Consider the following 13587-nt stretch of genomic DNA (forward strand, 5'->3'; position numbering starts at 1 on the left):
CATCAGCCCGACGAAGGGCAGCACGCCCCAGATGATCTCGCCGAGGCTGATGTCGGGGGCGATGTTCTTGATGACGAAGAGGTTGAGCCCGACCGGCGGATGGATCAGCCCCATCTCCATCACAATGGTCATGACGATGCCGAACCAGATGATATCGAACCCAGCCGCGCGCAGCGGCGGCAGGATGATCGGCGCGGTCATCAGGATGATCGACACGGGCGGCAGGAAGAAGCCGAGCACGACCACCATGACGAGGATCGCCACCAGCAATTCCCAGCGCGGCAGGTGCATCGCGACGATCGACTCGGCGGCGGATTGCGAGATGTGCAGATAGCTCATCACGTAGGAATAGAGCAGCGACATGCCGATGATCATCATCAGCATGGTGGATTCGCGGATCGTCGAGTTCAGGATCGGCGCGAGGTCGCTCGGCCGCCACACGCTGTAGATCAGCGCGATCAAGGCGAGCGCGAGGATGCCGCCGAGGCCGGCGGTCTCCGACGGCGTCGCATAGCCGCCATAGAGCGCGATCATCACGCCGGTCAGAAGCAGCACGAAGGGGATCACCCGCGGCAGCACGTTGAAGCGTTCGGCGAGCGTGAATTCATCGCGGGCCAGGATCGCAGAGCTCGTGCCGGTCCTGGCATAGGCGACCTTCGCCATCTCGTATTCGCGGCGGAAACGGATCACCGCATAGGCGCCGAACAGCGTCACCAGCAGCAGCCCAGGCCCGATGCCGGCGAGGAACAGCCGGCCGAGCGACTTCTCCGCTGCGATCGCGAACAGGATCATGGTGATCGACGGCGGCAGCAGGATGCCGAGCGTGCCGCCGGCGGCGATGATGCCGGCCGCGAAGCCGCCGGAATAGCCGCGCTTGCGCATCTCGGGGATGCCGGCCGAGCCGATCGCCGCGCAGGTCGCGGGCGAGGAGCCGGCCATCGCCGCAAACAGCGCGCAGGCAAACACGTTGGCAACGCCGAGCCCGCCGGGGACGCGGTGCAGCCAGGCATGCAGCGCGGAGTAGAGGTCCGCGCCGGCGCGCGAGCGGCCGATCGCGGCGCCCTTGAGGATGAACAGCGGGATCGACAGCAGCGTGATCGAGGCCATCTCCTCGTAGACGTTCTGCGTCACCGTATCGAGCGAGGCGGCGGGCATGTAGATGCCCATGAAGACGACGGCAACGGCGCCGAGCGCGAACGCGATCGGCATGCCCGAGAACATCGCAAACAGCGTCGCCGCCGCATAGGAGACGCCGATACCGAACACGCTCATCGGCGCGCCGCTCCGGTCAGGGGAAGGACGATCTGCAGCAGGATCTGCACGCACAGCAGCGTCATGCCGCAGGCCATCAGTCCGTAGGGAATATCGAGGGGCGGCGACCACATCGAGTTGGAGACCTGGCCGTCGCTATAGGCCTCCCAGGTCAGCGTCCACGACTTCCAGGCAAAGAAGGCGCAGAACAACAGGCTCGCGACGTCGACCAGCCACAGCCTTATGCTGTTGGCGAGCGGCGACAACAAGCCGACGAACGCCTCGATGCCGATGTGGCCGCGCTGCTGCTGGACATAGGCCGCAGTCATGAAGGTCGCGCCGACCAGGAGGAACACCGCCGCCTCGTCCTGCCAATAGTTGGCGGCCTGGAACAGCGCGCGTCCGATGACGCTGTAGCTCAGAACGCAGCAGGCGGCGATCAGCGCCACCGCCGCGAACACGGCGATGACGCGGTTGATGAGCGCAAGCGCACCTTCGAGCATCGCCACGGGCCCGCGGCCGGTGGCTTGTCCCGTCAGCTGCCGGGGATCCTGGAGAGGACCATGCATCATGCGGAGACGTCGGATGCGAGCTTCAAGAGGTTGCCCGCGGTCGCGGTCTTGGCGCCGTAGTCCTTCCAGGCGGTGTCGCGGGCGATATCGCGCCACTTGCCGACAGTGGCGAGATCGAGCGGGGCGACCTTGGCGCCCGCCTTCTCGTAGACCTTGGCGACCTCGACGTCGTCCTCCTGCGCACCCTTCTTGCCGAACGCCTCGAGCTCGGCGCCGACCGCCACGAGGATGTCCTGGTGGTCCTTCGGCAGCTTGTCGAACACCGCCTTCGACATCATCAGTGGCTCGAGCATGAACCAGTAGGAGGCGCCCGCGCCTGAGGTCAACGCCTTGGAGACTTCGTCGAGCCGGAACGAGATCAGGCTGGTGGAGGAGGTGAGGCCGGCGTCGCAGGCGCCGGTCTGCATCGCGGTATAGATTTCGTTCGACGGGATCGACAGCACCGAGGCGCCTGCGGTCTGCAGCACCATGTCCATCTCGCGCGAGCCGCCGCGCACCTTCATGCCCTTGGCGTCCTCGGGCGCCACGATCGGCTTGGAGCGGCTGGCGACGCCGCCGGCCTGCCAGACCCAGGTCAGCAGGATGATGCCCTTGTCGGCAAGGAAGTCGGTGAGCGCCTTGCCGACCGGCTCGGTCTTCCATTTCAGGCCCTGGTCGTAGGTGGCAACCAGGCCGGGCATCAGGCCGATATTGGTTTCCGGCAATTCGCCGCCGGCATACGGCATCGGATAGAGGCTGAGGTCGAGCGCGCCCTTGCGCATGGCGGCGAACTGGGCGTTGGTCTTGATGAGCGAGGAGTTCGGATAGATCTCGGCAGTGATGTCGCCCTTCGAGCGCTTGTTCACCTCTTCGGCGAACATGCGGCAGAGCCGGTCACGGAAATCGCCCTTGTCGATGGTGCCGCCGGGAAACTGATGAGAAATCTTCAGCGCGGTTGCGGCCTGCGCGGTGCCCGTGCCGAGGCGCAGGATGGCGGGCGCAGCGAGGGCGGATGCGATGACGTGACGGCGTGTAAGCATGGTACTTTCCCCTTGATCGGTCATTGACCGAGTGCTCGAGCCGGCCAGAGCGTGTCAGCCGGTAGTCGCGTGTGACTGCTTCTGTGTTGATAGCCCGCCCCGGAACGGAGGCAAGGTTGCTGCGGCGCACACCTAGCCCAATCCCGCGGGTGCGCGGTGCGGCACTTTAACGCCCCCATCGCGGGCGAAATTGTGTCCGACCCCCTGAAGTTGAACTTTGTGAGTACTCTGAACCGCTATCGGCAGAAAATTTTTGTTTTTGCCTTACGTGTAACAATCACTCCAGTGCAAGCGTCGAGACGTGTGGCGACATCGGTCGCTCGCAAACACCAGCTCTCGAAGGGATGACCCTCCATGACCATTCGCACCCGCATCGCGCTCGGATTTTCGGCGGCTCTGATCGCCTCCAGCCTCGCGCTGGCGCCCACAGCTTTCGCCCAGGACAAGATGGGCAAGGACGACGCCATGAAGAAAGACACGATGTCCAAGGACGGCATGATGAAGAAGGACGGCATGTCCAAGGACACCATGTCGAAGGATACGATGTCGAAGGACGGCATGGCGAAGGACGGCATGAAGAAGGACGAGATGAAGAAGAACTGAATTGCCCATGCCCCGTCCGTGGCCCGCCTCGCACGAGGCGGGCCCATCTGATCGTGTTGGCGTGAGCTGAGGAACTGCGGCGACTGTGCGCCGCTACTTCTTCTTGCCGCGGGCCTTTCGCGCCGCGTAGCGCGCGTCGCGCTTGGCTTTCTGCTCGGCCTCCAGTGCCGCCAGGCGGGCCCCCTCATCCTCCTTCTCCCGCGCGATGCGGGCGGCCTCGGCGGCGGCGGCCTCCGTCGCGCGCCGGACCTCCTCGGCCTTGGCGGCTTCCTTCTCCTGCCTGATTCGCTCTCGATTGGCGGCGATCGCCTCGCGTTCGGCGCGGCGTTTGGCGACCTCGGGATCATCGGGGCCGGGTCGGGCGCGGAACTTGCTCAACAGGTCCTGCTTGGCCTGCTTTGCCGCCTTCTGTCTGTCGGCGAAATCGGGTTGCTTGAATCCTCTCATCGAACGAGCCTTGTCACTTTTCCGTTTAGCCTTGCGTACCGTCTTGTCGTGCGCGGGCCAGCGCACATTTGGTGTCACGGCAGCGGTGTACAGCGCGCCGCGTTCGGATTCCACCGAATATCCTGATCTGCCGACAACGCGATGACGAACGGCCGACTTGTCCGGGCGCTCCGGGGAAGCGGCGAATTTTTGCCTCGCGTGTGATTTCAATCATAGGGTTAAGAGCCCGGCGGCTCCTAAACCATGGCGCGTCTGAAGAGGAGTGTTTGTCATGACCGCACGGAAGACCTTGGGCTTTGCGGCCGCTGCCCTTGCCGGTGCGGCGGCGCTTATCTCGGCGGCGTGGGCGTTGCAGCCGACGGCGGATGCGCGACTGGGCGATGGATGGCGGTGCCGCACCATGGCCGTGTACACGAGTTGCACGCGGGTCGGTCATGCCGAGCCCAGGCTGCCCGAAGGAAGCAGAACGCCGCTCGCACAATTGCGCGTATGAGCGGCGGCGAGCCGTGCTAGAGGCGGCCCTCGGTGCAATCGACCATTGATCGTTTCATGACCGATCCCGAGCCAAGCGACAGCCGGCGCGGTGCGGCCATCGGCCTGATCGTCGTCGCTGTTCTACTGGCGGTGGGGATCTGGCTGGCGCGCGAGCTCACGGCGGCCAGCCGGATGCAGGATTGCGTGATGTCAGGCCGCACCAATTGCAATGTGATCGAGCCCGCACGATAAAGGCGCGGGTCGCCCACAGCGGTCTGATTCGAGCACCGTGACGGCCTGGAATTGTCTTGATCTTGCCGATTTGTAACAAGAAAAAACCGACCCGGTCGGGCAGCAATGGCCCGCCTGTCAGTTGACGCAAAATTGAGCTCTTGCAAAACAGAGCTTTCATGCGTTTGGGTGCCACGACACGGGCAAGGAGGGGTCGCAGCAATGAGCGTGTCCAATCGATCCAGGATCGTTTTTCCCTTGGTTTCCGCCGTCGCCTTGTTTGCGTGCCAGGCGCAGGCCCAGGATCATCGGCCGGGAACCGAAAGCGGCCATGCGGCGGCCCCGGTCAGGCCGGGCGTGCAGGCCCATCCGGGTGGTCCCGGTGGCCCCGTCCATCTGGGCGGCCCGGGCGGCCCGATGCACGCCGGCGGGCCAGGCGGCCCGGTGCGTGCCGGGGGGCCGGGCGGTCCCGTTCATGCTGGTGGACCGGGCGGCTACGCGCGTGGCCCCGTCCGCGGGCCGGACGCTCACTTCGCACGCGGGGCGATCGTCGCCCATAACTTCGGTGGGCATGCCTATCGCGGTCGCGTTGCCTGGGAAGGCGGACGCTGGCGCCACGAGATCCATGACGGTCGCGATGGCTGGTGGTGGGACGTCGGCGGCGTCTGGTACTATTACCCGCAACAATTGGATGGCCCGCCCACCTATGTCTCTGACGACTATGCCGACGACGTCGTCTATGCCGATGCGCCCGACGCTGCCTATGCCCCGCCGCCGGCACCGCCCCCGCCCGATCCGGGCGCGAGCGCGATTGGTGGCGCCGTGGTTGGCGGCTTGCTCGGTGGGCTCTTGACGGGACGGGCGAGCGGCGCAGCCGCGGGTGCCGTGATCGGCGGCATGACCGGTGCGGTCGCAGCCTCGCATCCCGGCTATTATCTCGCCGACGGCAACTGCTATTATCGCTACCCGTCTGGCCAATATGTCGCGGCTGATCCGCGTTGGTGTTACTGAGCTACAGGCCCGAACAAGCGAAAAGCCGAAGCGCCATGAGCGCTTCGGCTTTTTCGTTGACCGTTATGTTTTGACGCTGGGCGTGACGCCGTTCGAGTGAAGCTCAGCCTTCGGTCGCCGGCGCCTTGGCCGACTCCTCGGTGGGCGTCTCGGACCGACGCGACAGCCAGCTCGGCACCTCGAGATAACAGGTGCCTTTCGCATCCATTTCCGCCATCGTCCACTTGCTCGGATGCCGCTCCTTGCCGACATACATCCAATCGTCGGCAACGGGCGGCGGCTGGTCAGGCAGCGTCCTCAGCCACGCCGACCTTGCCCCCTTGGGAAGCCGATCTGGCTTCATCTGGTAGAGGTTATAGACGGGCCGCATCTTGTTACTCCCACGCAACAATACCGGTGGGAACCGTCAAACGAGGGCGCGGCGGAATTATGAACCGGTTGCGTCGATCCAGTGGCCGGACGCGGTGGGCGGCAGAGTGTTGTCAGTAGGACACGCCCGCGAGCGGCAACACACGCTGCAGGATGGCGGCGAGGCAGACCAGCACAACCAGAAGCTTCAGCAAACCCCCGAGGCGGCGGTCTCGGACGAAACTGTCGATCGCCCAGAAACAGATCGCGCCGACCACGACGATGATCAATATGCCGATCAACAGCGAAATCACACCCATCTACCCATCCCCGTTCACTTGTGTCGAGCGCGCAGCTTCCCCAAGCGCGCCGCGCCGTCAAGGGTCGGCCGCCATTCGGGCGCGGAATCTCGGGGGACGTGGAGAATGAGTCACCCCAGCGTTTCGTCCAGCACGAGGCCGCGCAACGGCTCGGTTTCATAGCGGGCATGGAAACCGCGCGGGTCGCGGCCCCAATTGCCGAGATCTGTGTTGACGAACTGACAGGGCTCGACGAGCTCGTGGTGGTGGTCGCTGGCATCGAGCACATGGCGCAGATAACCGACGCGTTGGATGCCCGGAAGCGGCTTCTGGCCGCGGACGCCGATGGTGAAGGAGGTCGAGGGTGCCCAGATTTGCCCGATATTGCCCCAGCTCTCGGCACGATAATGATGAATGTGGCCGCTGCACACCACGCAGCGCCTGCCGCCCGCGAAGATGTCCCGCAGCCGCGCCCGATGCTCGGGATAGATCGCGCTCTGGGTCGACGCGCTCTCCGCCGGCTCGCGATGATAGAGCGGTTTGATAGGGCTGTTCACCCATGACCTCCACGGCGCGCTGCGTGATCGATGACGACTGGCTGAAATCGACGAATGCACCGAGCCATACGCTGCTGGGCGTCGGCGAGCGGGCGATCTACGGCAAGGTGGCGGCCGCCCTGAAGATGCGCGATGGCGACATCGCGGTGTTTCTTCACCTGGTGGGCGAAGCGGACAACGTGTCTATCAGTGTCGCGAAAACCTACCTGCCGGCGGGCCGGTTTGCCGGGTTCGGCGAGGTGTACCGCAAGACCATGTCGATGACCGCCGCGCTGAAGAAGTTCGGCGTGCTCGACTATTTCCGCGGCGTGACGCGGTGCACGACGCACATGCCGTCGAAGGCGGACGCGCGGCATCTTGGACAACCCGCGACCGTTCCGGTCCTGCTGCTCGAAAGCGTCGACATCGATACGAGCTCGCGTCCGATCGTCTACCACGAGACGCTCTATGCCGGCGAACGCGTTCAGCTCGTCATCGGTGGGCAGCCCGAAGGCGTTGCGCGTAGCTGAAGGCCTGCGCAATTTATCGCTGTGTCACCTCTAACTCACTATTTCTGTTAGAGTTTTCGGTTCCATCAGCGTCATATTTTCGCCATTTGCGGTTTCTTAAAACCGAAACGCCGGAGCTAGTTCCGCGCAATCCGAAGCCGCCGCTGGACGTTTTGAGCGTCCCCGTCATCACGCGGCTTTCTCGATCGCTGGCAGCGATCTTCCTCTCCAAGACGAAGGAACAGTTAAGTATGCGTAATATCGTGGCTGCAACGGCATTGCTTTGCGTATGTGTATCCACCAGTGCGGAAGCCCGAACTCACCATCATCACTATCGTCATCATTCCCACGCGGCTCATGGCGGGCGGCCCTATGCGTGGTGCGGATGGTACATGCGCAGCCAGGTCGGCGGCGATCCCGGTCCCTCCTTCAATCTCGCGCGGTCCTGGGCGCATTACGGCGTGAGCGCCGGCGGCCCCCACGTCGGCGCCATCGTGGTGTGGCCGCATCACGTCGGCAAGATCGTCGGCCACGAGAACGGCCAATGGATCGTGCAGAGCGGCAATGACGGCCACGCGATTCGCACCCGCCCTCGCTCGCTGGCGGGCGCGATCGCGTTCCGAAGCGCGTATGCATCGGCGGCGTTCTGAACCACGCCGCGACAGCTCTTCATCGAAGCCGGTTCGCCGGCTTTGATGAGGTTGGCTCTATTTCTTCAGGCACAGTCCGACCGTAGGTGAGGTGCCGCATTTGGCGCCATCGGGCGCGCCGCCGGCGGGGCAGAACACCGAGACCAATGTTTCGCCGGCGTCGCAACTCACGGCGCCGTCGGCCTGCACCGAGCGCAGGCCCGCGGGCGCGGCATCGCCCTTGTCGCCTTTCTCCCCCTTGTCGCCTTTGTCTCCCTTCTCGCCTTTGTCTCCCTTCTCGCCGTTATCTCCCTTCTCGCCCTTGTTACCGGGCTTGCCTTGCGGCCCCTCGGGTCCTTGCATTCCCTGCGGACCTTGCGCACCCGCGACACCCTGGATGCCCTGAGGCCCTTGCGGACCTGTCGGTCCCTGTGCGCCGGTGTCGCCCTTCGGGCCCGGATCGCGACCGCATGCGGCCAGCGAGAGCGCGGCCGCCACTGCAAGCAACGGAAGAAGTTTCATGCGACGCTCCCATCCCAACGTTCCCCTTCGGCGACACTAGCCGAGCGAATCGGAGCGTCAACGCGGTCGGCAAGTGCGCGCAAATGTTTGCGCGTCTGTGGCGGCCGCGCCACGTTGCTGCCCCAGCGCCCCTACTGAAAGTTGCTTCGGCTATCCCATGCCGCGAAAGTGTTGCATCGATGCTGTCGGACGCGACAAAGATTCGCTTCTCCGCCGCAATGTTTCTTTGGCCGGTTCCCACGAAACGAGAGCAGCCGCTTATGAAGCCATTTTCCGCGCGTCGCGAAGATCGACAGAAACACAGCACTGGCAGGATTGTTGCATTGAAATGCATCGACGAGACGGATTCGATTTCATGTCGGCACTGATTGAACTGATTTATCGCGAATATTGCCGCGCACGCTTGGCCGAGCTGAGACTGCTGGTGGAGAAGCATGGCTGATCCCCGGCGGAGACTGGCGATACCAATCTTGCTGAGTGCGGCGTTGATTGCGGTTGCGGTATGGGTCGTGGCGAAGCCGCTGCCGCCGGCGACGCCGGTCACCTGGCACCATTCGCAGTCCGGCGGGTAGGGTCTGTCTGACGCGATCGTCGATCTCTGAAAGTGTGCGCGGCGTGACGATCGCGCCGCTCAGGCGCTGCCGCGTCCGGCCGGCAAGTTTCCTTCCACAATGACGCTCGCAGCCGACGACGGCTCTTTTTTGGTCGCGTTATAGCGGCGGATGGCCTGGTCGATCGAACGCTTCATCTGGAGGAATGCATCCTCGCGATCGGCCTTTTGCCCGCTCCGCTGCCGGCCCTTGTATTCGAAGCTCCATCGCCAGCCCTGTGGCGAGATGGCCTGAACCAGACTGTACTGGACACCACGATAGATCATCGGACGCGACAACTCACCAACATGCCGCTCCGAAACCAGGATCGGGGCGAACCACAAGCGGGATGACGTACATGGGACGAGATCGTCGTAGGACGAGCAGCCTTACACGCGAATCTTGACAAGCAGATGATTCCGCGGCGGTGCGCGATGGCGCAGCGTGGCAGGCGGCTTCCTCGGCCTCGCGATCATGCGCGAGGGCCGGGAAGACGACGAGCTGCGGGCAAATCATTTGGGTAAACGAGCCTTCGACCGCCGGGCGCCTTGGAGCGCGCAGGGCCGGCGAAGGCTGATCTGCGGTGAAACGCGTCTGGTTCGACGGGACCGTATTCCTACGGCAAAACTTTTCCCGGCCGAGCCCGTACCAATTGGTCGGCCGTGGCCTCCGTCGATCGGCACAGGGGCAATTGGAAGTGGTCGGCGGGGACCGCCCTGATTTCAGCGCGGCAGGGCGGTCCCACGATCTGATTGCGACGCGCAGCATCGATCTCTTGATGGGTAACCCGATGGAACGCGATACTGGCTCTTCGCCGTCTGGGCGGTGTGGTGCGCTGTCTTTGCGGGTTTGTTGCCGTTTCTGATCCTCGTGCATTGAGAATGGTCCGGCGCCGATCGCAGCCGAGGCAACGAAGCGCGAAATGGCTTCGAACCAAGCCGGTCATGCATCCGCGTCGACACGCGATCGTGAGAGAAACGCCAGCGCGCTTGCGGCTAAGCTTTGGGCCGGGTTGATCGAACCGGCTCTCGCGCCACGCGCGCCGACAGGATCAGGACCGACAGGCCAGTGCCCGACGGGGCGAGCGCCGACCGTGCCAGCGTCCTGCCGGCCAGGGAAAGCGAGCATCAGCCTCCGCGCCCCCCGCCGCGCAAGCGCTTGCGCCGGCGACTCGGGCGCGGTCGCTTATGGCGCCCTGGGCAGATGCCGGCGGGCGCGGTCGCGCGATCTCAATTGCGTGTCCGACGGCGCCATGATCTGTGATCCGGACATGGTGGCTTCGGCGGCCCTACGCCAGGCTGAAGAGCATTTGCCGAGGCTGCTGAATTCGGCTGCACTTCGAGGCGTCTGGTTCAATAGGTCAGCACAAGCAGCCGCTGCACGATCGCCCCGAGGCAAACCAGTGCGACGAGCAATTTCAACAGGTTTGCGAGGCGGCCATCCGGCGCGAACCGATCGATCAGCCAAAAGCAGATGGCCCCAACGATCACGATGATCAGGATTCCGATCAAGAGCGAGATGATATCCATGTCGTTCTCCCGGGCTTGCAACTCGCATCAGGCGGAGCGGTTCCGCCAAAGCGCAACAGTCGAGAGTCCGATGACGCGCTGCCACACTGGCCACGCATGAGGCGTCTCCCCCTCCAACCGGCGCTCCGCGTCGTGGAGTTGGAAGCGGGGAGGCTTGGGCCGATCTCGGATGCCGGCGCGAGCGCCGAGAAAATCGGTCGCAGGAACCACGATCGATTGCCGCTGTTAGCCCCGCGAGGTTTCAGGGAGAGTGTCATGGACAAGGACCGGATTGCAGGATCGGCGAAAGGGCTTGGCGGCAAGGTCGAGGCTGGGGTTGGAGAGGCGGTTGGGGACTCGAACACCCAGGCGGCGGGGCAGGTGCGGGAGGCGGTTGGCAAGGTGCAAGAGCTATACGGGCAGGCGAAGGATGCGGCGCGCGATGCCGCCGACACGGCCGTGAGCTATGTCGGGGGCGACGGTGTGGAAGCGGTCGAACGGCTGGTGAATCGGAACCCGATCGGCGCGTTGCTTTCGGCGGCGGCGGTCGGCTTTGCATTCGCCATGCTCATGCGACCGGCGCCTCGCCCCAAGCGTCGCAGGTACTTCTACTACGAGTAGGAGGCGGGGGATGATTGGCGAAGGCGAGCCGCTTCAGGATTTCGGCGCCAAGAGCAAGATCGAGCAGGCGAAAGAGGCCGTTCAGGCGGCGACCGACACCGTCAGAGTGACGACACAGACGGTCGCTGGCGCGATCGAGGCGGGACGCAAACCAGGCGCTCCATTGGACCGCTTGGCCCATTGGGCGCGGGCCGCACCGCTGCATGCCTTGGCGGTCGCCTTCCTCGCCGGCATGGTGGTCGGCCGCGGGCGGCGGTGACCACGTCGGCTGATCCGAGCGGGCGCTCGCGTCATCGCCCGTGCAATCGTGCGTTTCCTCAGTCGGCACCGGGTCGAGTTCTCGAGACGCATTGGTGCCTACGCCGCCCCGGCGGAGCCGGGGCGGGTGTGGACCCGGATGCGCTGAAGCTGAACGGGTTGACCGGACCTGCAGGAACTCAATTTATCGACGACGCGGAGCGCATTGAAATCGCATTGAAGCAGCCGCGAGTTCGGCTTCCTCGACAGCGTCAAGCCCGGCTCGCGTCAGGTGCCGCACCTGACCAACTCGGTGCGCGGCACTTCCTGGTGACCGATCGCATCACCGAATTCGGCCGCCCAGATTGAAGGCCGACTGCCAGTCGGTCAGTCCTCGCGGTCGAGATCCTTCGATTGGGGCGGCAGACCCAGGGTGCCGCCGTCGCCGTGCTCGAGATCGCGGTGTTCAGTCTCGGTCTTGTCGGCGTCCTCGACAACGGCTTCGCGCATTTCTCGCGCGGTGTCCTTGTGAGGCAAGGAACCGGGCATTTCCCTCGATGATTTTGGCGGCACGGCTTCTCTCCCGCATCTCGTATCCAGATCTAAACAGTTTCGGCGTCGCGTTATGCCACGCCAGGTACGATCGCGACGATCCGGGCGCTGTGCTGGTCCACGATGATCAAGGCGTCCTGCACCAAGACGTACTGATCACCCCAATAGCCGTTCAGCACCTGGGTCACCTCTGCAGGCAGGTCCTTCAAGACGACCTGCCGAGGAACGGAGGCGCCAATCATCATCTCGAACGGTGCCTTCTTGTCGATCTTCGGAGGCGCCGGTTGCCGGGCGATGATGTTTTTCACCTGATCCCGCTGCTGAGGATCGAGTTGAAGCGCATGAGAGCTCTCCTTGATGGCCCGAGCGCGTCCGCCGCTCGAGTCCTCCTGTCCGGAGGGATCATTCTTGCCGACGGTGCTTTCAGCGGACTGCTGCGCCGGGGCGCCGCGCGAGCCGGTGTCGTCCGATGCGGTGGCCGGATTGGCGCCGCCCTTGGGCGTGCCGAGCTGGTTTGAGGTGACGAACGGCCAGATCGAAACCGCTACGAACAGGACGGCTGCAACGATCCCGCCGGCCACGAGGAGTCGGCGAGTTCCATGGATGTAGGAGCGATCTTCGGGCATCGCATATCTCCGGTGCTGCCGATCCGACCGAGCGGCGCATGACTGCGCCGGCCGCTCGGTCGAGCCGTCTGCGTCTCTTCGGGGTTCATCGTCTCGACATCGGCGGGCGTTGCTTGCCGCACCTTCACGGTTCTCTATTGATGCTCGCTCGAAACCCTAGGAAGAGAAATCTGCCGCGCAATGACCGTTCCAATCCGAATTGGCGAGACGACGAAACGATCAGTCCTGCCAATCGAATTCAAGCGTCCTTCGCAATTGCAACACGAATGCGCCGATCGTCCTCCGGAATGTGACACTGAGATGAACCCCAACGGCCGGTGGTGCGTTGTGGAAGGAACCCGTTTTCTTCTCTGTGACGCAACTGCCCATGCCGATACCAGCCCGAATTCGTGCCAGTCGCCACCACATGTTCCCGATCACGGTGAAGCCGACCGGGGCTGACATTGCGATTTCGCGTGTCATCCTGCGCAACACGGCGCCGGCGCCGGAGGCCGTTGCCCGCGCCGTAACTTGGGGAGCCGATGAGAAGGTGCTTCTGGCTGTCGCCGCGGCCGGTTGGCTCGCCACGCGCGGGCGCGGTGAAGCGCTGCAGCGCGCAGGTAATCACGTTCTGCTGGTCACGGTGGCAGCTTCGTTGCTGCCACACGGCCTGAAAGGCTTGGTCAATCAGATACGACCGGATCGCACGACGATCCTGGGACATGTCCACGGCATCTCGATGTCGGGCAAGCGCGAGGATGCCTTTCCCTCCGGCCATGCGCTGCACATGGGCGCGCTCGCCTCGATCGCCGGCGCACTGTCGCCTGGCCCGCGCGCGGTCATTCGGACACTGGCGCTGGGCCTTTCGCTGACACGTGTCTTCGTGCTGGCGCATTGGCTGAGCGATGTCGCGGTCGGGTTCGCGCTGGGGGTTGGGCTCGAGCGATCGGTGCGATTGTGGACCGGCTTTCCGAAGGATCGGACCTGCGGGTCTCGCGAACGTTGTTGAAAGTGGGGATGAGG

Annotated in this window: 22 protein-coding genes; 10 read left to right on the plus strand and 12 right to left on the minus strand. The window is 64.4% G+C overall.

The features are described from left to right. The 3 genes from JOY90_RS13345 to dctP form a co-directional block, all read right to left on the minus strand. A partial coding sequence (locus JOY90_RS13345; protein WP_291691593.1) for a TRAP transporter large permease occupies positions 1–1272 on the minus strand: 1272 nt, incomplete at its 3' end. Then, on the minus strand, positions 1269–1823 hold the full coding sequence (locus tag JOY90_RS13350; protein ID WP_291691594.1) for a TRAP transporter small permease: 555 nt from the start codon (positions 1821–1823) through the stop codon (positions 1269–1271). The genes JOY90_RS13345 and JOY90_RS13350, both read right to left, overlap by 4 nt. After that, entirely contained in the window at positions 1820–2842 is a 1023-nt protein-coding gene (gene dctP, locus JOY90_RS13355) for a TRAP transporter substrate-binding protein DctP (RefSeq protein ID WP_291691595.1), read from the minus strand. Before dctP ends, JOY90_RS13350 begins: the two co-directional genes overlap by 4 nt. 354 nt (positions 2843–3196) lie before the next feature. On the opposite strand from dctP, the gene JOY90_RS13360 reads away from it, so the two are divergent. Then, positions 3197–3445, plus strand: a complete 249-nt coding sequence (locus JOY90_RS13360) for a pentapeptide MXKDX repeat protein (protein WP_291691596.1) — start codon at positions 3197–3199, stop codon at positions 3443–3445. A gap of 93 nt (positions 3446–3538) precedes the next feature. On the opposite strand, the gene JOY90_RS13365 is transcribed toward JOY90_RS13360, so the two are convergent. Then, complete coding sequence (locus JOY90_RS13365; protein ID WP_291691641.1) at positions 3539–3892, minus strand: DUF6481 family protein; 354 nt, start codon at positions 3890–3892, stop codon at positions 3539–3541. Positions 3893–4441: 549 nt separating this feature from the next. Here JOY90_RS13365 and JOY90_RS13370 point away from each other — a divergent pair. Then, positions 4442–4618, plus strand: coding sequence for a hypothetical protein (locus JOY90_RS13370; protein ID WP_291691597.1), 177 nt, complete (start codon positions 4442–4444; stop codon positions 4616–4618). 201 nt (positions 4619–4819) lie between these two features. After that, positions 4820–5608, plus strand: coding sequence for a hypothetical protein (locus JOY90_RS13375; protein WP_291691598.1), 789 nt, complete (start codon positions 4820–4822; stop codon positions 5606–5608). Between the two features lie 103 nt (positions 5609–5711). On the opposite strand, the gene JOY90_RS13380 is transcribed toward JOY90_RS13375, so the two are convergent. The 3 genes from JOY90_RS13380 to JOY90_RS13390 all read right to left on the minus strand — a co-directional run bounded on the left by JOY90_RS13380 (position 5712) and on the right by JOY90_RS13390 (position 6812). Next, the gene (locus JOY90_RS13380) at positions 5712–5978 is read right to left on the minus strand and encodes a hypothetical protein (protein ID WP_291691599.1); all 267 of its coding nucleotides are present in this window, start codon (positions 5976–5978) and stop codon (positions 5712–5714) included. A 112-nt stretch (positions 5979–6090) separates the two neighbouring features. After that, a complete protein-coding gene (locus tag JOY90_RS13385) occupies positions 6091–6276 on the minus strand; it encodes a hypothetical protein (RefSeq protein ID WP_291691600.1) in 186 nt (61 codons plus the stop codon). Positions 6277–6386: 110 nt separating this feature from the next. Continuing rightward, positions 6387–6812, minus strand: coding sequence for a hypothetical protein (locus tag JOY90_RS13390; RefSeq protein WP_291691601.1), 426 nt, complete (start codon positions 6810–6812; stop codon positions 6387–6389). A gap of 23 nt (positions 6813–6835) precedes the next feature. On the opposite strand from JOY90_RS13390, the gene JOY90_RS13395 reads away from it, so the two are divergent. Continuing rightward, positions 6836–7321, plus strand: a complete 486-nt coding sequence (locus JOY90_RS13395; protein ID WP_291691602.1) for a UTRA domain-containing protein — start codon at positions 6836–6838, stop codon at positions 7319–7321. An 86-nt stretch (positions 7322–7407) separates the two neighbouring features. Continuing rightward, complete coding sequence (locus tag JOY90_RS13400; protein ID WP_291691603.1) at positions 7408–7950, plus strand: hypothetical protein; 543 nt, start codon at positions 7408–7410, stop codon at positions 7948–7950. Positions 7951–8007: 57 nt separating this feature from the next. Here JOY90_RS13400 and JOY90_RS13405 read toward each other — a convergent pair whose 3' ends face one another. Then, the gene (locus JOY90_RS13405; protein WP_291691604.1) at positions 8008–8451 is read right to left on the minus strand and encodes a hypothetical protein; all 444 of its coding nucleotides are present in this window, start codon (positions 8449–8451) and stop codon (positions 8008–8010) included. Positions 8452–8608: 157 nt separating this feature from the next. Here JOY90_RS13405 and JOY90_RS13410 point away from each other — a divergent pair, with 157 nt between their 5' ends. Beyond that, on the plus strand, positions 8609–8893 hold the full coding sequence (locus JOY90_RS13410) for a hypothetical protein (RefSeq protein ID WP_291691605.1): 285 nt from the start codon (positions 8609–8611) through the stop codon (positions 8891–8893). 189 nt (positions 8894–9082) lie between these two features. On the opposite strand, the gene JOY90_RS13415 is transcribed toward JOY90_RS13410, so the two are convergent. Then, positions 9083–9328 (minus strand): hypothetical protein, encoded by a 246-nt coding sequence (locus JOY90_RS13415; RefSeq protein ID WP_291691606.1) that lies wholly within the window; start codon positions 9326–9328, stop codon positions 9083–9085. 1065 nt (positions 9329–10393) lie between these two features. After that, the gene (locus JOY90_RS13420; protein WP_291691607.1) at positions 10394–10570 is read right to left on the minus strand and encodes a hypothetical protein; all 177 of its coding nucleotides are present in this window, start codon (positions 10568–10570) and stop codon (positions 10394–10396) included. A 255-nt stretch (positions 10571–10825) separates the two neighbouring features. Between JOY90_RS13420 and JOY90_RS13425 the strand changes: the two genes are divergently transcribed. The 3 genes from JOY90_RS13425 (at position 10826) to JOY90_RS13435 (ending at position 11776) form a co-directional block, all read left to right on the plus strand. Then, positions 10826–11170: a CsbD family protein gene (locus JOY90_RS13425; protein ID WP_291691608.1), complete on the plus strand. Its 345-nt coding sequence runs from the start codon at positions 10826–10828 to the stop codon at positions 11168–11170. Positions 11171–11180: 10 nt separating this feature from the next. Further along, positions 11181–11429, plus strand: coding sequence for a hypothetical protein (locus JOY90_RS13430; protein ID WP_291691609.1), 249 nt, complete (start codon positions 11181–11183; stop codon positions 11427–11429). Positions 11430–11557: 128 nt separating this feature from the next. Then, positions 11558–11776 (plus strand): hypothetical protein, encoded by a 219-nt coding sequence (locus JOY90_RS13435; RefSeq protein WP_291691610.1) that lies wholly within the window; start codon positions 11558–11560, stop codon positions 11774–11776. Between the two features lie 18 nt (positions 11777–11794). On the opposite strand, the gene JOY90_RS13440 is transcribed toward JOY90_RS13435, so the two are convergent. Next, positions 11795–11917 (minus strand): hypothetical protein, encoded by a 123-nt coding sequence (locus JOY90_RS13440; RefSeq protein ID WP_291691611.1) that lies wholly within the window; start codon positions 11915–11917, stop codon positions 11795–11797. A 113-nt stretch (positions 11918–12030) separates the two neighbouring features. Beyond that, the gene (locus tag JOY90_RS13445; RefSeq protein ID WP_291691612.1) at positions 12031–12540 is read right to left on the minus strand and encodes a DUF1236 domain-containing protein; all 510 of its coding nucleotides are present in this window, start codon (positions 12538–12540) and stop codon (positions 12031–12033) included. Positions 12541–12910: 370 nt separating this feature from the next. On the opposite strand from JOY90_RS13445, the gene JOY90_RS13450 reads away from it, so the two are divergent. Further along, complete coding sequence (locus JOY90_RS13450; protein ID WP_367276924.1) at positions 12911–13573, plus strand: phosphatase PAP2 family protein; 663 nt, start codon at positions 12911–12913, stop codon at positions 13571–13573. Positions 13574–13587 lie beyond the last annotated feature (14 nt).

Source organism: Bradyrhizobium sp., assembly GCF_019242285.1.
Classification (GTDB): Bacteria; Pseudomonadota; Alphaproteobacteria; order Rhizobiales; family Xanthobacteraceae; genus Bradyrhizobium.